Below are 21,079 nucleotides of genomic sequence, written 5' to 3'. Positions count from 1 at the left end.
ATGCGCTCTCGGATAGCGAGCGCAGATCCGCGCGATGCCCAACAGCGTTCGGTAGAGCCGGATGGTATCTTCCATTGCCACTGCCCTCCGTTCGCCAATGCGTAATGCGGGGCGCGCGGCAGCGGCGTATGAACTACGCCACATCTCGGAAACCCGGCCCTTGTTGCGTGGAGTTAAGGTCGGCGCGGCCTATCCCTATGCCGCACTGGCTTCTCAGTTTCGTGAGGACGTTTCGTGGGAACTCTGGGACGTAACAGCAGGGACTGCCGACGAAGTCGTTTTCTCAGTCCGACGAAGACACCTTGAAACAAACCCATGGTTTGATGGATCTCCCCAAACAACCGGAGGCTATCCGAGACTGCCAGGGGCGAGGTTCAGGCTCACGCGAGATTTGCCTGAGGCGGTAGGTGTCGTCATGCGCGAAGATTTTGCTTCATCCAGTTTTCTTGCTGTTATCGTCGTCAGTTTGATTGTGGTTTGTACTGGCCTCATCGCGCTTGGGATCTGAAATCCAGTTCGAGGCGACCTGTGCGTCGGCGCGACGCTGATGTGCGTCACGATTGAAGGCGACGCGATCGCAAGTCTCCCTAGCTGTTGCCATCGGCAGACCGGCGCTTCTCTCCAGTCCCATTGACGTCGATGATGAGAACACCGTCGCACGCGGTGGCTGTCTGCAAGACGACGTGCGCGTATTGAACGATCTCAGGGATATTCCGCAGTCTGGAGCAATTCTAGCAACAGCCCATCGAACTCCGAAGATGCCTGCGCTAGAGCGGGGCATCAAAAATCCTACCGGCCAAGCCGGCAGACTTCGGGGTATCTAAGGGTGACACTGACGGCATTTCATTCGTTTTCCGCCACACGACTTCAACTGACGCGAATGATCTGCCTTGGGGCAGTCAGCAGTTTCACGCTCTCCCTGCCGACAGGCGCTGCGCTGGCGCAGTCGTCACTGCCGCCGGTCACCGTGGACGCGCCGCAACAGCGCGCGCGTCCGGCCGCGGCCCAACCATCCCGCCGTGCTGCGACCACGCGCGCGGCGCGCGTTACTCGCGCCGCCAACCCGCAGGCGGCACCGGCTGCGCTCGTATCGGGCCTAGGTGCCGGCGAGCGCGCCAACGGCCCCGTCCGCGGCTTCGTCGCAACCCGCACCGGCACCGCGACCAAGACCGACACGCCGATCATCGAAACCCCGCAGTCGATCTCCGTCGTCACCACCGACCAGATCAAAAACCAGGGAGCCGAATCGGTCGGCGCGGCGCTCCGCTATACCGCGGGCGTCAGCGGCGACGTCAACGGCGGTTCCGACACCCGCTTCGGCGGGTTGCAGATCCGCGGTTTCGACATGACCATGCCGGGCCTCTATCTCGACGGCCTGCGGGTGCCCAGCAGCCGCTATGTGCACTTCCTCGGTCTGGAGCCCTACGGCGCCGAGCGTCTGGAAGTGCTGAAGGGTCCATCCTCGGTGATGTATGGTGGCAGCGGCACCGGCGGCATTCTCAACTATGTCAGCAAGCTGCCCACGGCCTATCAGTTCGGCGAGATCTCCGTCTCGGGCGGCAGCTTCAATCGCTACCAGGGCCAGTTTGACGTTGGCGGCTCCGCCAACAAGGAAGGCACCGTGTTGTGGCGCCTTACCGGCGTCGTCCGCGACGGCGAAACCCAGGTCGATTTCACCAAGGACAACCGCGTCTTCATCGCGCCCTCGGTGACGATCAAGCCTAACGAAGACACCACCATCACGCTGCTGGCCAACTATCAAAAGGACACCGCCGGCTGGGGCCTGCAATTCCTGCCGCCGTCGGGCACGGTGTGGCCCAACAACGGCCGCATCATCCCGAACACGTTTTTCGGCGGGGAGCCCAATTTCAACCGGTTTGATACCGAACTGGCCACGGCGGGCTACCTGCTATCGCACGACATCAACGAAGCCCTCACGTTCCGGCAGAACCTGCGCTATGCATGGATGCACAACGAACAGCAGAGCTTCTACGGCCTGGGCTACGCCTCGGCGGCTGACGAAGCCGCAGGCCTGATGTCACGCGCCGGTTCTGGCGGTGCAACGACCATCAACTCCTTCGCAGTCGATAACCAGCTCCAGGGCAAGTTCGTCACCGGCATTTTGAGCCACACCACCTTGTTCGGCATCGACTACCGCAATACCTCGTTCCGGGACGTCGCTTCAGGGTACAGCACCGGCAAGATCAACGTGTTCGCGCCTGTCTACACCAACACATGGACCAACACCGGCCCTGCCGACGACCAGAACATCAAGCAGTCGCAGATCGGAATCTACGCGCAGGACCAGATCAAGCTCGGCCGGCTCTCGTTCCTGCTCGGCGCCCGGCAGGACTTCGCCACGACCGATCTCGACGATTTTCTCGCCGCGTCTTTCGCGAGACCCGGGTCTTCCGCGAGAACGAATGACTCGGCATTCACCCGTCGCGCCGCAGTGATGTACAATTTCGACAACGGGATCGCGCCGTATTTCAGTTACGCCGAATCATTCCTGCCGGTGCTCAACACCAACGCCGCGGGCGAGTTGCTGAAGCCGGAAACCGGCGTTCAGTATGAAGTCGGCGTGAAATATCAGCCGGTCGGAATCAATGCGCTGATCACTCTGGCGGCGTTCGATCTGACGCGGTCCAATGTCGTCACCTTCGCCCCTCCGTCGTACACCGCCGAGCAGAGGGGGCAGGTGAACTCGCGCGGCATCGAGCTCGAAGGCACGGCCACGCTGACGGAAGGCTTCAACGTCCGCGGCGCCTACTCCTATATCGACGCCGTGGTCACGGAGGACCCCGTAAACGTCGGCAAGGCGCCGACCACCGTGCCGCTCAACCGGTTCGCGCTGTGGACCGACTACACGCTGCAGAGCGGGCCGCTCGCCGGCGTCCAGGTCGGTGGCGGCGTCCGTTATGTCGGCTCGACCTTCGGCGACGATGCCAACACCTTCAAGGTGCCGGCCTCCACCGCGGTCGACGCGCTGCTGGCCTACACCAAGGACAACTATCGCCTGGCGCTGAACGTCACCAACATCGCCGACACCCGCTATGTCGCGGCCTGCTACGGCTACACGAGCTGCTTCTATGCCGAGGGCCGCAAGGCGATCGCCAAGCTGACCTATCGATGGTAGGTCGGCCGCGAAATGCGACCGATACATCACCGCCGGTCAAATCGACCGGCGGTGATGATGTTTGCTAATTGAGGCACCAACAGCACGGGCGAAAGCCATGAAATCGATCTTCGGGCGACTGCATCGCTGGGCCGGCCTTCTCACCGCCGGCTTTCTGTTTTTTTCCGGCATCACCGGCGCGATCATCTCGTGGGATCACGAGATCGACGACCTCTTGAACAAGCACCTGTTCGACGTCACCAGCAGCGGTCCTGCGATTCCTTCCGTCGAGCTGGTCAAGCTGATCGAGCAGCGCGATCCGCGCGCGCGCGTCGTCCACATGTTCATGACCCCGGAAAAAGGCGAATCGCTGTGGTTCTTCGTGCTGCCGCGGATCGATCCCGCCACCGGCAAGCGATTTAGCCTGGATTACAACCAGATCTTCCTCGATCCCAACACCGGCGCCGAGCTCGGGCGGCGTTACTGGGGCGCGGTATGGCCGGTGACGCGCGCCAACTTCGTCTCGTTTCTCTACAAGCTGCACTACACCATGCACATTCCGGAGTTCTGGGGCAGCGATCGCTGGGGGATGCGGGTGCTTGGCGTCATCGCCATCATCTGGACCATCGATTGCTTCGTCGGTTTCTATCTGACGCTGCCGTCCCGTCGCCGCGCCAGGGCAGAACGGGCGCCTGCCGTTGCGCGCGAACTCGGCCGTGGCTTCTGGGCGCGCTGGGCGCCGGCCTGGAAGATCAAGACCTCGGGCAGTGCCTACCGAATCAATTTCGATATCCACCGCGCTTTCAGCCTGTGGACCTGGGCGCTGCTGTTCGTCATCGCCTTCACGGCGTTCTCGCTCAATTTGTATTTCGAGGTGTTCTCGCCGCTGATGAAGACGGTATCGGACTATACTCCGACGCCGTATGAGCAGCGTCCCTATCGGCATCTCGACGATCCGATCGAACCCAAGGTCACGTATGCCGATATCGCCGCGCGCGCCGCGGCCGACGGCAAGAGCAGGGGATGGACCACGCCTGTCGGTTCGATCAACTACGGCCCGGCCCACGGCGTGTATGCTGCGGCCTTCTTCCACCCCGGCGACGATCATGGCGCCGGCGGTGTCGGTCCGGCGCAGCTTTATTACGACAGCGAGGACGGACGGCCGATCGGCGAGCGACTGCCGTGGGTCGGCACCGCCGCTGATATCTTCGTGCAGGCGCAATTCCCGCTGCATTCCGGACGGATCGTCGGGCTGCCCGGCCGCATCCTGATCTCGGTGATGGGGCTGGTCGTTGCGGCGCTATCGGTGACCGGCGTCGTGATCTGGTGGCGCAAGCGCCGTGCCCGTGTCCGGGTGCGCGAGACCGCTGCAGCACGCCCGAGCAGGGGCCAGCTTGCGCCGGCGGAATAGCTCCATCGAGGTTGTCGGGGCCGCCGAATCCGGCTTCGGGCTATCGAGTTTCGATGCGGCGCGCGACTGTTGCAGAACAGCTTGATCGCGTAGTTGGGGCACATTAGTGAAGTCGCGGTGAGCCCTGTTAATCCGGCAAGTGTGGCGTTCTACTTCACAATGACGACCGGAACCAAGGCGGCCGCGATGACGCGCGATATCAGGGAAGATACAAGCGGCAAGCCCATGGCCCGTATCCAGCGCCGCATGTATTGCGGTTGCGGATCTGCCAGGACGATAACGTCGCATCTGTCTTCGGCCGCGCAACGCAGGATTATCGGCAGCGGATCGCCAATTTTGACCTTCGACAAGCAAACAACGCCCACCTTGCCCAGTCGTTTGGCCACGCCATTGACGATGGGCAATCCGACATCGTTGATCAGACGGTCCTCAATTTCGTCCTTCTTGAAACTCTGATAGCCGCGCAAGCGAGCCTCATAATGTCGATCCTGCACGTTCAGAATGGTGGCCTCCACATTGTCCTTGCCTTGGGCTATGGCGGCCACGAAGTCGACAATGCGATTGGTGCGTTCGCTGCCATCGACGACGGCGAGAAAGCGCATGCCTCTTGTTGCCGAACCGGCGACCTCATGCCCGATGCCGCCGGGGGCAGTTGTTGTTATGGCCGGGTTTGTCATGCACATCTCCGTCTAGATTCACGGGAGCAACAGAAACGCCGCAGCGGCGACGAGGGTTGGAGCGAGCGCAGCCAAGGCAAGGCCGCCTGCGCTGATCGTCCCGTCTTCGAAGCTGTTCTTCAGGATCGCGAATCCTGCCGGATTCGGTGCGTTTGCAATTACCGTGAGCCCACCGCCCGTCACCGCTCCTGCGACCAGGGAGTATTTGAATTCGTCGGAGACGCCGTCCACGAGCGAACCAAGATATGTCAGGGCTGCGTTGTCAGTTATTGCAGTCAACAGGGTGGCGCCTGTGAACAGCATGGTGGGCCCCATGTCACTGAGAAGCGGTTGCAGCCACCATTTCTGCTGGCCGCCGATTACCACCAAGCCGGCCAGGAAAAACGCAACTAGCAGGCCCTCCCGCAGGATGAGTGGCGACTGATAGCGCTTGTACGCCTCGGCAAAGCCGAGAAAGAACATGAAGAGCGCAAGAAACACGATCGGGTGATGATTGAAGGCGACCACCGCGCCGAGAAAGCCGAGATGAACTCCGGAACTCCAGGCCGGGACATCCAGCTTTGCTGGCGACACCGCGAGCTTCCGCAGATGGTTTCGGAACAGAAACGTGACGCCTGCAGCATTGACTGCCACGGCGAGTGCTGCCTTCCATCCGAACGTCTTCAACATGAACGGAAGGTCAAAGCCCCACTGCTCTGCAACCATGAGCACGGGAGGCGCGGCGTAGGGCGTCAGCGTGCCGCCGATGGACACATTGACAAACAGGACCCCGACCGTGGCGTACATGAACTTCCTCGGCGCTCCGCCAGCAAAATACTGGTCGCGGAGCAGGAGCGCCGTCAGCGTCATTGCCGCAGGTTCCGTGATGAAGGAGCCGAGCAATGGACCTACCGAGAGCAGCGAGAGGTAGTACGCGGTGGGTTGCGACAGGGGAATCAGGTGCGAGACGAGGCGAAGCAGGGCCGCCGCCATCTGGATGACCGGTCGGCTCGCGGCAATGACCATAACCACGAAGACAAACGCCGGCTCTGTAAAATTGCGGCTTTCAAGATAGGCGAGCGCGCTGGTGCTGCCCATCTTCACCACCATGAAGGCAATCAGAACTGCCGCCCAGAATCCGAATACCACCTCGACTTCCGCGAGCAGATGCCAAAGCCCGGCATGGCGTGGTTGAATATGCGCCATGCGTTCGAACGAGCGCGTCGAGAAGGTATGCAGCACAGCTATGGCAAAGATTGCCGCCGCCACCATCGCGACTTCGAAGGGCGTTTCATCCGGCACCGAGTCTCGCCTTTTGTGCGCTTCTGATCGGGCTAGACTGACGGCCAAGCCGCCGCCGGACAATTCGGTGCGAAACCGTCGGGGCTTTTGCGGTGTGGTTGTTCCCGGAGTAAAACTACCTAATCGCGCACATCATGCGCCGCGGAGTAATGTGATCATGCGGCAACTGGGCTTCGAAAACATGGACTCAGGCGGGCCGCTGGTGCTTCGGATGTCGCGCTGGTATCTTGCGGTCGGCTTGGGCTATCTTGTCAGTTACGTGCTGCTCGACTGGATCAGCTACGTCCATCCGTTCGCCACGTTCGGCATCACACCCTGGAATCCGCAAACCGGCCTCAGCTTCGCATTGATCCTGCTGTTCGGCGGCGCGTACATGCCTTGGCTGTTTGCGGCGCCACTGATTGCCGATCTGATTGTTCGCGACCTGCCTCTTCCGCTCGGCGTCGAGCTGCTTGTCGTGGCGATTACCGGCCTCGGATATGGTTCGGCTGCGCTTCTGCTGCTGGACCGTCGCTTCGGCTTCGATCGTTCATTGTCGTCCCGCAGCTCCCTGCTGTGGCTCGTGACGATAGCTGCCGCCAGCATTGCGCTCGTGTCGATTGGACACGCACTTGTTCTTGTGCTGCATGGGATCATTGCATCACATGATTTCGTACAGGTATCGCTGCGAGCTTTCATCGGCGACTTGATCGGCGTGATCGTTTTCACGCCGTTTGTTCTCATCGTGTTCACGCGGCGGAGGTTTCCCGTGGTCTCGTGGGAAGCCGCGGCCATTCTTCTCCTAGTCCTTGTCGGGCTCTGGGGCGTATTCGGTTTCACCGAGGCGCTCCGTTTCCAGCTTTTCTATGTGTTTTTCGTTCCCGTGGTCTGGATCGCGGTGCGCTTCGGTCTGGAAGGCGTGACGCTCGGCCTCGCCGTCATTCAGATTGGATTGATCGCTGCGATCGAGCTATCGCATGAAAGCGGAACTGATGTCGTTGCCTATCAGGCGCTGATGACTGTTCTATCGGCGACCGGCCTTGCCATAGGAGTGCTGGTTTCGGAGCAGCGGCGCACACAACATCAGCTCCGAATACACCAGGACGCCCTTCATCGAGCGTGGCGGCTCGCAACCATGGGAGAATTTGCTGCCGCAGTCGCGCACGAGATCAACCAGCCGCTCACCGCGATCGGCAACTATGTCCGGCTTGCCAAGCGGGCCGTCGAGAAAACGCCACCTGATACTGCAGCCGCAGCAACAGCATCAGCGGAGGCGATCGTGCAAGTCGATAGAGCGGGAGCCGTCGTGAATCGCTTGCGCGATTTCATCCGGCTTGGGAGCATCGAGACGAGCGCCGTCGGTGTCACAACGCTCGTAGCAGAGGCCGTCGCGGTGTTTGGTCCCGAGCTGGAGCGGCGCGGCATCGGGTGTCAAACGTCGGTTGCACGGGATGTCCCACCGGTGCTTGCGGATGGCTTGCAGATTGAGCAGGTCATTTTGAATCTTGTCCGCAATGCCGCCGAAGCGCTGGCCGGCGCGGGCCGGTATGATGGCAAGATCGTTATCGAGGGTGTGACAGGACCGAATGGAAAGGTCACGATCCGGGTGAGTGACAATGGTCCCGGAATTGACCCCGATCTCGGGGACGACGCAATCTCTGCTTTTGCGACGACGAAGCCGGATGGATTGGGATTAGGTCTCTCGCTTTCACGATCGGTGATCGAAGCTCATGGCGGCGAGCTTCGGATTGAAAGCACAAAGCACGGCACTACAGCATCGTTTACGCTGCCAGCCGTGCACAGTTCGGACGCGGCTGCATGACGATAGCTCTGATCGACGACGACAACGCAATTCTGCATTCTTTGAGCATGCTCCTTGAGGGACGGGGGATTCCCGTGCGCGCGTATTCGTCAGCGGAGAGCTTTTTGAACGCGCTGGCCACCGAACCGCCCCAATGCGTCGTTTCGGACATTCGCATGCCAGGGATGTCAGGTATCGAGCTGCAACAGAAGCTGAAGGAGCATGCAGGAGCGATACCGCTCATTTTCATTACCGGGCACGGTGATGTCACGATGGCTGTGCAGGCGATCAAGCAAGGCGCTTTCGATTTCATCGAGAAGCCGTTGGACGATGAACGGCTGATCGCCAGCATCTCGCAGGCGATCGAAAGCGGAAACCGCCTTAGAAGCGAGCACAGAGAACGCGCGGCCCTTCAAGCGCGTGTGGCCGAGCTGTCACCGCGCCAGGTCGAAGTCATGCAGCTTGTGGCGGAGGGTTTGTCAAATAAGGAAATCGCGCACAAGCTGGGGATCAGTACTCGGACTGTGGAGAATTATCGCGCATGGGTGATGGAAAGGATGGGCGCCAACGGCCTCGCCGATCTCGTTCGAAAGGTAATTGCCCTGACATCCCGAGCCTGAATCTGATCGATAAGCGCGCCGCTTACCGCTCCTCGTCTCTGCTCTTACGGACCGGAAAATCCGCTGCGCGTAAAACTCGATTTGCACAAGCATTTCAAGGCGATTTGGGTCGTCCAGCCGCCGACGAGAAAATAATTCCCTTCTCCGCCGACCCAAATCAGTACTAGGAATCCCGCCGTCTCATCCCTCACGAGGGGCGGATCGCGATCGTCACGGACGCGGGATGGGATGCGGTGGACGCGCAGCGTCGGCGCGAGAGGTGTTCGCAGGGCGATTTTTCGTGAGCGAGCACGGCGCGCAGGACGTACGGCGCTTGTTGCGTACGGCAAAACCGTGTGGTCCCGACACCCGTGGCTGGTGCCAAGCTGCCGGTGGCGACTTCGATCCAACCGGATCGGAGCGCCATCAAGCCGGCAGCGATGGAGGCAAGAGGAATTCGTCTCCAGGGAGAGCGCGGCATAAGCCGTAAAACCATTGCGCAGGGAAGGCCGGGATGCTCCCGCTGTACCTGTATGCTCGTGTGCGTGTTCTTCTGCGCACTTTGCACACGAGACCGCGGGTGCGGCGCGCACCCGGTCTTCCCTGCTCCCTCCGATTGGGGGGAAAGGAATTCAGCAAACCTCGGGCGCAATGCGTCGCGAGAAGGCGGACCGCATACTCAGTTGTCATCGCCCGGCCTTGTGCGCAATTGCGCACTGGGACCGGGCGCCCAGTATCCCAGAGACGTCAACGATTGAAACGAGAAGCTGCGGCGTACTGGATCCCCGCCTTCGCGGGGATGACGATCACGTGTGCGCCGTATTCGCAATGACGGCAGAAACGCTACAACAACTCGGCCTGCTCCGCCGCGATCGCGTCGCCGGTGCTGATGCTGCCGCCGGTGATCACCTCGGCATAGATCCCGCAATCGCCGTGGCCGAGTTGGCGCTGCAGCGCCGGGGGAATCGCGAGATCGCGCTCGGCCGTATCGGGATCGACATTGACGGCGGCGCAGCGGACGATGCGCTTCACCACCTTCAGCCTGATATCGCCGATCGCAAGCGTGCGGTCGAGCAGGTCGAATTCGTGCCAGGCCGGCCAGCCCTCGACATAGAGATTGGCGCGGAAGCGAAGCGGATGAACGGGGGCGCCGACGATGTCCTCGATGGCGCGGACGCTGGCGAGGTTGATGATCGAAACGACCTTGCGGGCGACATCCGAAAAGCTGTGGCCGGGGCTTTCCAGCACCTTTGGCGGGCCCTTGATCTGGCCGGCAAAGGCGGTGGCAAAGAAGTTCTCGATTGTCCGCCGGCCCTCGGCGGTCGTGAGGTCGCCCTGGGCTGCAATCTCGCCGTTCCGGCGGATCGAGAGGACGTTGCTCGCGTCGTCGAAATGGGTGTGCAGGCCGGCCAGCCACTCATCCCGCATCAGCATCAGGAAGTGCGGCTTCGGCAGCCATTTCGGTTCCGCCGGATCGAAACCGGAGGGGCCGTTCTCGATGGCGTAGCGGCGGTCAGCCAAAAGGGTTTGCCCGGGCTTGAGCTCGGTGCGGTCGAGCTGCTCCGGGGTCAGGCCTTTGACGGGGTAACGGTAAATCCCGGCGATCCGGGCGGGGGAGGTCGCGTCCATGCGGCTTATTAAGAGATTCCTTTGGCTCGCGCCACAACTCCGAATTTATGGCTGCGGCTCTTCCGTTTCGCCCGGCAGTGCCCACATTTGCGTCAAGCCTGAAAACAGGGCGACGACCCGCGGCCGGTTGAGGAATATCAACGCGGTCCGCGGATACCCAATGAAGATGCCGCAATCATGCCACGCGTGACCCGCGAAAGTGTGTGCGGTTTCGCGTCAAGGTCACGCGCCAAACATAAATGGGGCGCGATCGGACGCAAAACCGGTGCCCACTTTTGCTGATCGCGCCCCGGGTGGGCGCGGCATGCCGAGGGAAGCAAAAGATGAATATTGAAAAATACACCGAGCGGGCGCGCGGCTTCATCCAGGCTGCGCAATCGCTCGCCATGCGCGATGGGCACCAGCAGTTCTCGACGCTGCATGTGCTGAAAGTGTTGCTGGACGACAGCGAGGGACTGGCCGGCGGGCTGATCGACCGCGCTGGCGGTAATTCCCGTGCCATCCTCAAGGCCACCGAGGACGCGCTGAAGAAGCTGCCGAAGGTTTCGGGCAGCGGCGCCGGGCAGATCTATCTTGCCCCGGATATGGCGCGCGCCTTCGACGCGGCGGAAAAAGCGGCCGAGAAGGCCGGCGACAGCTTTGTCACGGTCGAGCGGCTGCTGCTGGGGCTGACGCTCGAGAAGAGCGGCGAGGCCGGTACCATTCTGAGCAAGGGCGGCGTCACGCCGCAAAACCTCAATGCGGCAATCGAATCGCTGCGCAAGGGCCGTACAGCCGATAGCGCATCGGCCGAAAACGCCTATGACGCGCTGAAGAAATATGCCCGCGACCTCACGCAAGCCGCGCGCGACGGCAAGCTCGACCCGGTCATCGGCCGGGACGAGGAAATCCGTCGCACCATCCAGGTGCTTTCCCGCCGCACCAAGAACAATCCGGTGCTGATCGGCGAACCCGGCGTCGGCAAGACCGCGATCGTCGAGGGCTTGGCGCTGCGCATCCTCAACGGCGACGTGCCCGAGAGCCTGAAAGACAAGAAACTGCTCTCGCTCGACATGGGCGCGCTGATTGCAGGTGCCAAGTACCGCGGCGAGTTCGAGGAGCGGCTGAAGGCGGTGCTGCAGGAAGTTACCTCAGCCGAAGGCTCGATCATCCTGTTCATCGACGAGATGCATACGCTGGTCGGCGCCGGCAAGGCGGACGGTGCGATGGACGCGTCCAATCTGTTGAAGCCGGCATTGGCGCGCGGCGAGCTGCACTGCATCGGCGCGACGACGCTCGACGAATATCGCAAGCATGTCGAAAAGGACGCCGCGCTGGCACGGCGTTTCCAGCCGATCTTCGTCTCCGAGCCGACGGTCGAGGACACGATCTCGATCCTGCGTGGGCTGAAGGACAAATACGAGCAGCACCACGGCGTTCGCATCACCGATTCCGCGCTTGTCGCCGCGACCACCCTGTCGAACCGCTACATCACTGATCGTTTCCTGCCCGACAAGGCCATCGACCTCGTGGATGAGGCCTCGGCGCGGCTGAAGATGCAGGTCGATTCCAAGCCGGAAGAGCTCGATTTGATGGACCGGGAAATCATCCGGCTGAAGATCGAGCAGGAGGCCCTGAAGAAGGAAACCGATCTCGGCTCGAAAACCCGCTTGCAGACGCTGGAAAAAGAACTGGCCGAACTCGAGAAGCAGTCGGCCGACCTGACTTCGCGCTGGAGCGCGGAGAAGAACAAGCTGTCGAACGCGCAGAAGCTGAAGAGCGAACTCGACACCTTGCGCATCGAACTCGCCAATGCCCAGCGCCGCGGCGAATTCCAGCGTGCGGGTGAGCTCGCCTATGGCCGAATTCCCGAACTCGAAAAGAAGCTCGCCGAACTCGAAGCCAAGGAAGACGTGGGCGAGATGATGGAGGAGGCGGTAACCGCCAACCACATCGCACAGGTGGTGTCGCGCTGGACCGGCGTTCCCGTCGACAAGATGCTGGAAGGCGAAAAGGACAAGCTCCTGAAGATGGAGGATAGCCTCGGCAAGCGCGTGGTCGGCCAGGCCGAAGCCGTGCGTGCGGTGGCAACCGCCGTGCGCCGTTCGCGCGCTGGGCTACAGGACCCGAACCGCCCGATGGGCTCGTTCATGTTCTTGGGCCCCACCGGCGTCGGCAAGACCGAACTGACGAAGGCGCTGGCGGAATACCTGTTCAACGACGAGACCGCGATGGTCCGCCTCGACATGTCCGAGTTTATGGAAAAGCACTCGGTGTCGCGGCTGATCGGAGCGCCTCCCGGCTATGTCGGCTATGACGAGGGCGGCGCGCTCACCGAAGCGGTGCGGCGGCGGCCCTATCAGGTGGTGCTGTTCGACGAGATCGAAAAGGCGCACCCAGACGTCTTCAACGTGCTGCTGCAGGTGCTCGACGACGGCCGGCTGACCGACGGCCAGGGCCGCACCGTCGACTTCCGCAATACGCTGATCATCATGACCTCGAACCTCGGCTCGGAGTTTTTGGTGAACCAGCCGGAAGGCGAGGACACAATGGCGGTGCGCGAACAGGTGATGGCGATGGTGCGGGCGCATTTCCGGCCCGAATTCCTCAACCGCGTCGACGAGATCATCCTGTTCCACCGCTTGCAGAAGAGCGAGATGGGCCGGATCGTCGAGATCCAGTTCGCTCGCCTGCAGAGGCTGCTGGAGGATCGCAAGATCACGCTGACGCTGGATGCCGCGGCGCGCGACTGGCTGGCCGCCAAGGGTTGGGATCCGGCCTACGGCGCGCGGCCCCTGAAGCGGGTGATCCAGCGCAACCTGCAGGACCCGCTGGCCGAGATGATCCTCGCCGGCGAGATTGCCGACGGCGACGGCGTCGTGATTTCGAGCGAAGGCAACGTACTGACCTTCAACGGCAAGGCCGCGCAGACCGCGGAGATCGCCCAATTCGAAGCGCCGGTGCCGAAGCGCAAGCTGAATTGAGGCGCCCCCCCAACGCAAAAGCCCCGAACACGCAATGTTCGGGGCTTTTGGCCAAGGGGCCCGTGGCTTGTGTCATTCCGTTGAACTGACGGCAGGCCCCGGCTCACCGGGATCATCGTCCTCGGGCTCGAGCTCCGTCAGTATATCCACGAGTTCGCGGACCCGGCCGGTCGCCAGCGGCCGGCCCGCATTCAGCATCGGCTCGTCATTGGACATCCAGGCTTGAGCTTCCGCCAGCTCATCTACTGTGGCGCCGGTTCCGATGATCTGGGCGATCGTGACTTCGTCAGCCCCGCTGACTGCCTTGATGATGTCGTCCCGGGTAATGCGGTTCATTGCTGCTCATCCCCTTCACGTCGCACCAACAATCGCCCGCCGCCAGCATGCGGCGGGCGGTGCGCAGGCAAGGCGCCTCAGCGGCCCGTAGTAAGCCGCGGCGGGTTTTGCGTCATGATCCAGATTTCGATCGCCGCCAGCACCGCCACGGCAGCGCCGATCAACACGTGCACCGTCATCGCCGTGGTCCCCTGGAAGCCCAGTACCCAAGGCGATACCAGTGCCCATAGTCCGACGATCAGGTTCAGCCACTCCTCCCACACCGCGAACGCTGCCAGCGCCGCTATCGCAATGATCGCGATTACGAGACCAGTGAGATAGGCATTGGTGGAGACCGTTCCGGCCTCAAAGCCGAACATCCAGGGCGAAAAGAACAGTATCGCGCCGAGGACCAGGTTCGCGACGTCGCACAATTTTGCGTTGCTCCAGTTCTCCATGGCATCCTCCATTGAAGATTTTGCCAGTTAGTCAACGGGATAACGGCCGTTCAGGTTCCATCGGGGCCGCGACTGAACGTAAATTAATGAAACCGCCGGACGACGGTGCAATTGCCCTTGCAGGTAGTGTGCGTCGGCTACTGCCGGGAGCAGCGGCCCAGAGCAACCCAGAGACAGGGTTCCCTCCGATGACGAAAGAAATAGTCCTACGCAACAGACGCGTCTTCGATCAGATCCACCCCAGTATCTATGGGGCCGCCGTCGGGCTTGTGGCGTGGTTTGCAGCAGCGGCCTGGATATTGTTCGACCGCCAGAGTGACATCGGACTTCTGCTGGCCATGGTCAGCGTATTGCTGCTGGTTGCCGTCCTGCTTCCGTGGTCGCTGTCGCTGGTCTGGAAGCGGCACGCGAAGCCACATCAACCGCACTCCGACGAGACCTCCTTCCACGATTGGAGACACGGCGATTTCGCAGTCTGGGGCAGCAGGCTTCACGGCACGGATGCGGCCATCGACATGCTGTTGCCGCTGGCCGCCGTTGCCTTCGGACTTACGGCGATCGGAATTGTCTTCCTGATCGCAAGCGCGGCGTCGTAACCGCAAGCCGATCCGGCAAGGCCGAACCGGCCGCGGTTGCAGCTATTTTTTCGTGATCCTATAGATCGCGTTCTCCAGATCCGACGAGAAGTAGATCACCCCCGTCGCTCCGACGCCGACGCCGGTCGGGATGTTGCTCGGCAGGCCGCCGGGCGCGGCCGGCAATCCGATCGGCAGGTTGGCGGCGATCTCGGTGACGGTGCCGTCCTTCGGGTCGATCTGAACAATCCGCCTGGCGCCGACTTCGGCTACGATCAGCTTGCCGTCGGGCGCGACTGCGATGCCCTCGGGGCCCTTCAGATCCTTGGTGACCACGGATTTCTCGCCGTTGGCTTCGACCTTCGAGACCAGTCCGGCAAACGCTTCGGTCAGATAGACCGTGTCGCCCGATCCGACGGCGAGGCCGACCGGGCCTTCGAGGTTGCCGATCACCACGGTGCGGTCCTTGCCGTGCTCGCCGCTGGCCCGGACCAGCGATTTGCTGCCGAGCTCGTTGACGAGGATAGAGCCGTCACCGAGCTTGACGGCGTCGTGCGGCGCCTTGAAGCCGTGCAGCATCTCCTTGGTCTTGCCGGTCTTGCGGTCGATCAGTTGCACCGTGCCGGTGAACCAGCTCGACAACAGCACGTCGTCGCCCTTGGCGGTGGCGCTCATCGGATATTCCAGCGTCACGCCGTCGGCATGCATGCGCGCCGGTTCGGAGACCTCGCCGGTCGCGCCGTCCACGGTGCGGTAGGCGAATACGTCGGCGATGTAGATCGTATCCTTCGTCCCGTCGGAGACGACGCCGATGCCGCCGGGCAGCGCCAGCTTGCCTGATATGACCTGCTTCGCCGCGCCGGTCTCCGGATCGACTTCCTGGATGCTGTTGTCGGCCATGTTGGAGACGAAGATGCGGTCCTTGCCATCGATCGCGAGGTTGTCCAGCGAGGGCTTGAGCTGGGCTACCATCTTCTTTGCGCCGGTCGTCGGATCGACCCGCACCAATTGGCCGAGCGCGGTATCGACCACCCAGAGATTGCCCTTGGAATCGAAGTTGACCGCGGCCGGAATCTTGAAGCCGTCGGCGACCACGGAGAGTTCGGCCTTGTCTACATCGACCCTGGCGACCTGGCCCTTGAACCACAGAGGACCATACAGTCTGTCGTCCGGTCCGAATTCAAAACCGTTGAGACCGCCCATCTTCTCCATGATCTTGCGCGGCGGTTTTGCGCCCTCGACATCGATTTCATAGAGCGCATCGCCGAGAAACACCTGCGTCGCGTACAGCCGCCCGTCCTTGCGGAAGGCGAGCGAGTTGATGCCGGGCAGGCCAGAGGCGAGCTTCTTCACCGGGCCATCGCCCTTGCGCGAATAGAGATCGCCGGTGAGAAAGGCTGTCCATGCCATGGTGCCGTCGGGCGCAAACGCGATATCGTCGGACATGCCTTCGGGGGAGGGGACCGCGATCTTAGCCGCGCCGCTCGCGCGATCGATCTCATAGAGCGCGGCGCCCGCGACACTGCCGGCGAACAGGCGGCCGGACTTGTCGATCCCGAGCCCGTGTACGCCATGAAACGCCGAGCCCGGAACCAGCTTGGTGACCTCATAGGTCTGCGCCGATGCGCCGGCCGCGTATCCAAAAACGATCGCCGCAACACTCGCTGCGAGTGCAAGCCAGCTCGTCATGACGCTACCTCCCACGGTTTTTTTATGGAGGCAGTATTTGTCGCGGCGGGAAGTTTGGCAAACGAAACCGTCGGGCGCGGCCGCTGCCATAGATCCGGTACGCGGCGTGAGAAGCCCTGCCGGCCTTGCAGATAGATTATCGAGTGGATTATCGAGGGCTCAGCGGCTGACCTGGCGCGTCTGCGGCGTGGTGCCGGTGGCTTCGGAAACCCGGGCCGAGTTGCCGCGGTTGCTCATCTGGGCGTCGAGGCGATCGCGCTCCTTTTCGAAGCTCGCCAGTATTGAGCCTTCGAGCGAACGGCCGCGCGGCAGCTTGACGCGCATCGGGTCGACGAAGCGGCCGTTGACCAGGATTTCGTAGTGGACATGGGCGCCGGTCGACATGCCCGTCGATCCGACGAAGCCGATCACCTGGCCCTGGCGCACGCGCTTGCCGGGCTCCATGCCCTTGGCGAACGCCGACATGTGGCCGTAGGCGGTCTCGTAGCCGTTGTTGTGTTTCAGGCGAACGTATTTGCCGTAGCCGCCTTCCCAGCCGACCTTCTCGACCACGCCGTTGCCGGAGGCGAAGATCGGCGTGCCATAGGGTGTCGCCCAGTCCACGCCGGTGTGCATCTTCGTAAAACCCAGGATCGGGTGGCGGCGGCCGCCGAAGCCCGACCGCATGATGGCGTTGTTGACCGGCTTGCGGACCAGGAACTTCTTCGCGCTCTTGCCGGTCTCGTCGTAAAAGTCGACGACGGAATCGTCCGGGGTCTGGAAGCGATAGTATTTTTTGGTCTCGCCGCCGACGGTGAGGGAAGCGAACTGCACCTCGGTCTTTTCGGTGCTGGGGGTGGCTTCGTCGTCGCCGGCGAAGAACACGTCGAAGGAGTCGCCCGGTTGCACCTTGCGCTGGAAATCGACGTCGTAGGAATAGATGCGGACCATGTCCTCGATCACCGCGGCCGGCACCTTGTTGCGCATGGCGGTCTCGTAGATGCTCTGGTAGAGCCGGACGCCGCTGCCGTCATCCTCGTCGTCATCGTCGTCATCTTTGCCGGCGGGGGCCTCGGCGACGGTATTCATGCTCTGCACGTCGACCGCGACATATTTGCCGACGTCCGACAGCGCGGCCACGGCTTCGACGGTGGTGTCGTTGGCGACGATCACGCGATAGGGCTGCAGCCGGGCGGCGGGGCCGAGGCCCGAGGGCGCCATCAGGATGCGCAGCTTCTGGCCTTCCTTCAGACCGCCGTCGCGGCCGCGGGCGCCAAGGGTCAACGCGATCGCCCTGGCTTCATCCGGCGTCGCGCCCTGGTCGCGTAGGATCGAAGCGACGCTGTCGCCTTTCTTCACGATGTGAACGCGTTCGCCGGTTGGGTTGCCGCCGGTGATCTGCTCCTTGGTCTTCGGCAGCAGGGTGACATTTTCCGGCACGATGCGGGTTTCAAAGCCGGCATAGGGATCGGAGACGTTGCCTTCGGTGGCATAGGCGAGCTTGAGATCGGACTGGACGCCGCTGGCGTCGGCGGTGGCATTGGCAAGCGCCGTGTAGCGGACGCCGCCCGAACCGCGCCAGTTCGCGGCATCCCGCACCCGCATCAGGACTTCGTCCAGCGCGACCACGGCGGAGACTTTTGCTTTCGGCAGCACCGTTGCGAGATCCTTGGTCACGAAGGAAACCTCAGCGTCGGGTTCGACCGCCTCGGGATTGTTCGGATCCTCGGAAGCCGGCTGAGTCGCGGTGCCGACATCGGTGAGCATGCGCTGCGCATTGAACGGCGGGATCTTGGCGGCGAGATCGCTCGTCGTCATCGATAGATTGCCGGAGATGCGAACGAATGGCCGCACGCGCATCACGTCGCGGTTCCCGACGCGGGTAACCGTCGATACCCTCATCACATTGCGCGAGGCGGTGGATTCGCCGGGCGGCGGCAGGCGGTCGCTCTTGTGCAGGGCGGCGGTACGGTCATTGGCGCCGAATGCCCCGCGCAACGCGCCTTCGACGCGCTCCGGCACCTTGGCAAAGGTCATTTCACCGTCGAGGGACGCAAAAACGGCGCCGCCGATGAGGGCCGCGCCGCACAGACCGGTCAGGATAGTGCCGCTGAACCATTGTACAGAGACACGGCGGCGATCGATCACCGCGGCTTCGGAGCCATCCACGGAAAGTGGCGGCTCGTGACCGAGATCAATGATCCCGATCTCGCGTCCATAGCCGCTTCCGCGTGGCGCCTTCTGGCTCAACCCTGTGTCCCCCCAAATTCCATCGACATCCGACAAGACCTCGCCCGATCCAGACCCCACGTTTCCGCCCTTTTGAGGGAGCGATTCCGGAGCATGGCGTTGCCGCACGCATGGAAATTCGGGAATCAGAGGCCAGAAGAAGACCGGCCGCAGCCTCGAACGTCAATGGTCAGCAGATCTCTCGAAGTTTCCTGGCCGCGTGGGAAAGGCAACGGGTTCCTCGAGATCGCCTGTCCCGGGTAGATGAACACCGGGCAGCCCCCACTGGCATCCGGTGATTCAATGCTTACCTTATAGTCAGAACGTCGCAGGATTGTGGCTCAAGTGCGGCCAAAGGCCCGAAACATAGGGACTTCTTGGCGTCCCAAAATTCTTCGACGCGATGCGACAATTTGTTGACGAAGGGCGTTGACAACCCCGATCGGGCGGGCCTATAACCCGGCCACTGAGCGCGGCGATGCATTGGCCCCGAGGCCAAGGCATCTCTTCGCGCCCCGTAAGCTCCTCATTACGATGAGTGACTCAACAGCCGATAGCAATCGGTTGTTATTTGTCGTCGGATGGGTGGCTACGGAACCTTCCAGAGATGGAAGGGTGGGACCCCAGCGGTCCCGGGCTGTTTGACAAGTGAAGATGAAGAAAGAGAAACGTGGACGGCGGAGTCCTTGCGAGTCTCGATCGCTTGAATACGCAAGTATTGAAGCATTGAGGCTGGACGAAAGACTTCGGCGGTACACGTTTTAAAGGTTACACCATCGTCGTCAGCGATGTGAATCGCGGGCGATAAATATGGTGGGACCTCGTCAAACGTTGTGATCAGCCGGTTCAAGGTTTCAAGTCCAACTTGAGAGTTTGATCCTGGCTCAGAGCGAACGCTGGCGGCAGGCTTAACACATGCAAGTCGAGCGGGCGTAGCAATACGTCAGCGGCAGACGGGTGAGTAACGCGTGGGAACGTACCTTTTGGTTCGGAACAACCCAGGGAAACTTGGGCTAATACCGGATAAGCCCTTACGGGGAAAGATTTATCGCCGAAAGATCGGCCCGCGTCTGATTAGCTAGTTGGTGAGGTAATGGCTCACCAAGGCGACGATCAGTAGCTGGTCTGAGAGGATGATCAGCCACATTGGGACTGAGACACGGCCCAAACTCCTACGGGAGGCAGCAGTGGGGAATATTGGACAATGGGCGCAAGCCTGATCCAGCCATGCCGCGTGAGTGATGAAGGCCCTAGGGTTGTAAAGCTCTTTTGTGCGGGAAGATAATGACGGTACCGCAAGAATAAGCCCCGGCTAACTTCGTGCCAGCAGCCGCGGTAATACGAAGGGGGCTAGCGTTGCTCGGAATCACTGGGCGTAAAGGGTGCGTAGGCGGGTCTTTAAGTCAGGGGTGAAATCCTGGAGCTCAACTCCAGAACTGCCTTTGATACTGAAGATCTTGAGTTCGGGAGAGGTGAGTGGAACTGCGAGTGTAGAGGTGAAATTCGTAGATATTCGCAAGAACACCAGTGGCGAAGGCGGCTCACTGGCCCGATACTGACGCTGAGGCACGAAAGCGTGGGGAGCAAACAGGATTAGATACCCTGGTAGTCCACGCCGTAAACGATGAATGCCAGCCGTTAGTGGGTTTACTCACTAGTGGCGCAGCTAACGCTTTAAGCATTCCGCCTGGGGAGTACGGTCGCAAGATTAAAACTCAAAGGAATTGACGGGGGCCCGCACAAGCGGTGGAGCATGTGGTTTAATTCGACGCAACGCGCAGAACCTTACCAGCCCTTGACATCCCGGTCGCGGACTCCAGAGACGGAGTTCTTCAGTTCGGCTGGACCGGAGACAGGTGCTGCATGGCTGTCGTCAGCTCGTGTCGTGAGATGTTGGGTTAAGTCCCGCAACGAGCGCAACCCCCGTCCTTAGTTGCTACCATTTAGTTGAGCACTCTAAGGAGACTGCCGGTGATAAGCCGCGAGGAAGGTGGGGATGACGTCAAGTCCTCATGGCCCTTACGGGCTGGGCTACACACGTGCTACAATGGCGGTGACAATGGGATGCTAAGGGGCGACCCTTCGCAAATCTCAAAAAGCCGTCTCAGTTCGGATTGGGCTCTGCAACTCGAGCCCATGAAGTTGGAATCGCTAGTAATCGTGGATCAGCACGCCACGGTGAATACGTTCCCGGGCCTTGTACACACCGCCCGTCACACCATGGGAGTTGGTTTTACCTGAAGACGGTGCGCTAACCGAAAGGGGGCAGCCGGCCACGGTAGGGTCAGCGACTGGGGTGAAGTCGTAACAAGGTAGCCGTAGGGGAACCTGCGGCTGGATCACCTCCTTTCTAAGGATGATCCTTCAGATAGCTTGCTA

The 21,079-nt window shown here is 61.7% G+C and carries 13 protein-coding genes and 1 rRNA gene; 7 read left to right on the top strand and 7 right to left on the bottom strand.

Translation table 11 applies throughout. The features are described 5' to 3' along the window. Positions 1 to 880 precede the first annotated feature (880 nt). Together LMTR3_RS04140 and fsrB are read left to right on the top strand one after the other, a co-directional pair. A complete protein-coding gene (locus tag LMTR3_RS04140; RefSeq protein ID WP_141686462.1) occupies positions 881 to 3,136 on the top strand; it encodes a TonB-dependent siderophore receptor in 2,256 nt (751 codons plus the stop codon). A 97-nt stretch (positions 3,137 to 3,233) separates the two neighbouring features. Then, positions 3,234 to 4,526, top strand: coding sequence for a siderophore utilization protein FsrB (gene fsrB, locus LMTR3_RS04135; protein ID WP_065743806.1), 1,293 nt, complete (start codon positions 3,234 to 3,236; stop codon positions 4,524 to 4,526). A 149-nt stretch (positions 4,527 to 4,675) separates the two neighbouring features. Here fsrB and LMTR3_RS04130 read toward each other — a convergent pair whose 3' ends face one another. Both LMTR3_RS04130 and LMTR3_RS04125 read right to left on the bottom strand, forming a co-directional pair. Continuing rightward, entirely contained in the window at positions 4,676 to 5,203 is a 528-nt protein-coding gene (locus LMTR3_RS04130; protein WP_176721819.1) for a universal stress protein, read from the bottom strand. A gap of 18 nt (positions 5,204 to 5,221) precedes the next feature. Further along, a complete protein-coding gene (locus LMTR3_RS04125) occupies positions 5,222 to 6,454 on the bottom strand; it encodes a putative Na+/H+ antiporter (RefSeq protein WP_065743850.1) in 1,233 nt (410 codons plus the stop codon). Between the two features lie 289 nt (positions 6,455 to 6,743). On the opposite strand from LMTR3_RS04125, the gene LMTR3_RS04120 reads away from it, so the two are divergent. Then, positions 6,744 to 8,285, top strand: coding sequence for an MASE1 domain-containing protein (locus tag LMTR3_RS04120; RefSeq protein ID WP_210184671.1), 1,542 nt, complete (start codon positions 6,744 to 6,746; stop codon positions 8,283 to 8,285). Beyond that, positions 8,282 to 8,884, top strand: a complete 603-nt coding sequence (locus tag LMTR3_RS04115) for a response regulator transcription factor (protein WP_065743803.1) — start codon at positions 8,282 to 8,284, stop codon at positions 8,882 to 8,884. The genes LMTR3_RS04120 and LMTR3_RS04115 overlap by 4 nt, the downstream gene beginning before the upstream one ends. An 822-nt stretch (positions 8,885 to 9,706) precedes the next feature. Here LMTR3_RS04115 and LMTR3_RS04110 read toward each other — a convergent pair. Continuing rightward, on the bottom strand, positions 9,707 to 10,492 hold the full coding sequence (locus tag LMTR3_RS04110; RefSeq protein WP_065743802.1) for an MOSC domain-containing protein: 786 nt from the start codon (positions 10,490 to 10,492) through the stop codon (positions 9,707 to 9,709). A gap of 323 nt (positions 10,493 to 10,815) precedes the next feature. Here LMTR3_RS04110 and clpB point away from each other — a divergent pair, with 323 nt between their 5' ends. Further along, positions 10,816 to 13,455, top strand: a complete 2,640-nt coding sequence (clpB, locus tag LMTR3_RS04105) for an ATP-dependent chaperone ClpB (protein ID WP_065743801.1) — start codon at positions 10,816 to 10,818, stop codon at positions 13,453 to 13,455. A 72-nt stretch (positions 13,456 to 13,527) separates the two neighbouring features. On the opposite strand, the gene LMTR3_RS04100 is transcribed toward clpB, so the two are convergent. Continuing rightward, a complete protein-coding gene (locus LMTR3_RS04100; RefSeq protein ID WP_065743800.1) occupies positions 13,528 to 13,791 on the bottom strand; it encodes a hypothetical protein in 264 nt (87 codons plus the stop codon). Positions 13,792 to 13,868: 77 nt separating this feature from the next. Continuing rightward, on the bottom strand, positions 13,869 to 14,228 hold the full coding sequence (locus LMTR3_RS04095; protein ID WP_065743849.1) for an SPW repeat protein: 360 nt from the start codon (positions 14,226 to 14,228) through the stop codon (positions 13,869 to 13,871). Positions 14,229 to 14,416: 188 nt separating this feature from the next. On the opposite strand from LMTR3_RS04095, the gene LMTR3_RS04090 reads away from it, so the two are divergent. Further along, positions 14,417 to 14,824, top strand: coding sequence for a hypothetical protein (locus LMTR3_RS04090; RefSeq protein WP_065743799.1), 408 nt, complete (start codon positions 14,417 to 14,419; stop codon positions 14,822 to 14,824). 42 nt (positions 14,825 to 14,866) lie between these two features. On the opposite strand, the gene LMTR3_RS04085 is transcribed toward LMTR3_RS04090, so the two are convergent. Further along, positions 14,867 to 16,492, bottom strand: coding sequence for a Vgb family protein (locus LMTR3_RS04085; protein WP_065743798.1), 1,626 nt, complete (start codon positions 16,490 to 16,492; stop codon positions 14,867 to 14,869). Positions 16,493 to 16,651: 159 nt separating this feature from the next. Then, positions 16,652 to 18,721 carry a M23 family metallopeptidase gene (locus LMTR3_RS04080; protein WP_065743797.1) on the bottom strand — a complete coding sequence of 690 codons (2,070 nt, stop codon included), beginning with the start codon at positions 18,719 to 18,721 and terminating at the stop codon, positions 16,652 to 16,654. An 840-nt stretch (positions 18,722 to 19,561) separates the two neighbouring features. On the opposite strand from LMTR3_RS04080, the gene LMTR3_RS04075 reads away from it, so the two are divergent. After that, positions 19,562 to 21,050 (top strand): 16S ribosomal RNA (locus LMTR3_RS04075). The last annotated feature ends 29 nt before the right edge of the window (positions 21,051 to 21,079 follow it).

It is taken from the genome of Bradyrhizobium sp. LMTR 3 (assembly GCF_001693485.1).
Classification (GTDB): Bacteria; Pseudomonadota; Alphaproteobacteria; order Rhizobiales; family Xanthobacteraceae; genus Bradyrhizobium.
The sequence above is the reverse complement of the archived record's forward strand: the minus strand, read 5'-3'. Positions and strand labels throughout refer to the sequence as shown.

Excerpts from the sequence above, each read along its gene's own strand:
- LMTR3_RS04095 (WP_065743849.1), bottom strand. The coding sequence starts at position 14,228 with ATGGAGAACTGGAGCAACGCAAAATTGTGCGACGTCGCGAACCTGGTC.
- LMTR3_RS04140 (WP_141686462.1), top strand. The coding sequence starts at position 881 with ATGATCTGCCTTGGGGCAGTCAGCAGTTTCACGCTCTCCCTGCCGACA.
- clpB (WP_065743801.1), top strand. The coding sequence starts at position 10,816 with ATGAATATTGAAAAATACACCGAGCGGGCGCGCGGCTTCATCCAGGCT.
- LMTR3_RS04130 (WP_176721819.1), bottom strand. The coding sequence starts at position 5,203 with ATGACAAACCCGGCCATAACAACAACTGCCCCCGGCGGCATCGGGCAT.
- fsrB (WP_065743806.1), top strand. The coding sequence starts at position 3,234 with ATGAAATCGATCTTCGGGCGACTGCATCGCTGGGCCGGCCTTCTCACC.
- LMTR3_RS04090 (WP_065743799.1), top strand. The coding sequence starts at position 14,417 with ATGACGAAAGAAATAGTCCTACGCAACAGACGCGTCTTCGATCAGATC.
- LMTR3_RS04115 (WP_065743803.1), top strand. The coding sequence starts at position 8,282 with ATGACGATAGCTCTGATCGACGACGACAACGCAATTCTGCATTCTTTG.
- LMTR3_RS04100 (WP_065743800.1), bottom strand. The coding sequence starts at position 13,791 with ATGAACCGCATTACCCGGGACGACATCATCAAGGCAGTCAGCGGGGCT.
- LMTR3_RS04085 (WP_065743798.1), bottom strand. The coding sequence starts at position 16,492 with ATGACGAGCTGGCTTGCACTCGCAGCGAGTGTTGCGGCGATCGTTTTT.
- LMTR3_RS04110 (WP_065743802.1), bottom strand. The coding sequence starts at position 10,492 with ATGGACGCGACCTCCCCCGCCCGGATCGCCGGGATTTACCGTTACCCC.
- LMTR3_RS04125 (WP_065743850.1), bottom strand. The coding sequence starts at position 6,454 with ATGGTGGCGGCGGCAATCTTTGCCATAGCTGTGCTGCATACCTTCTCG.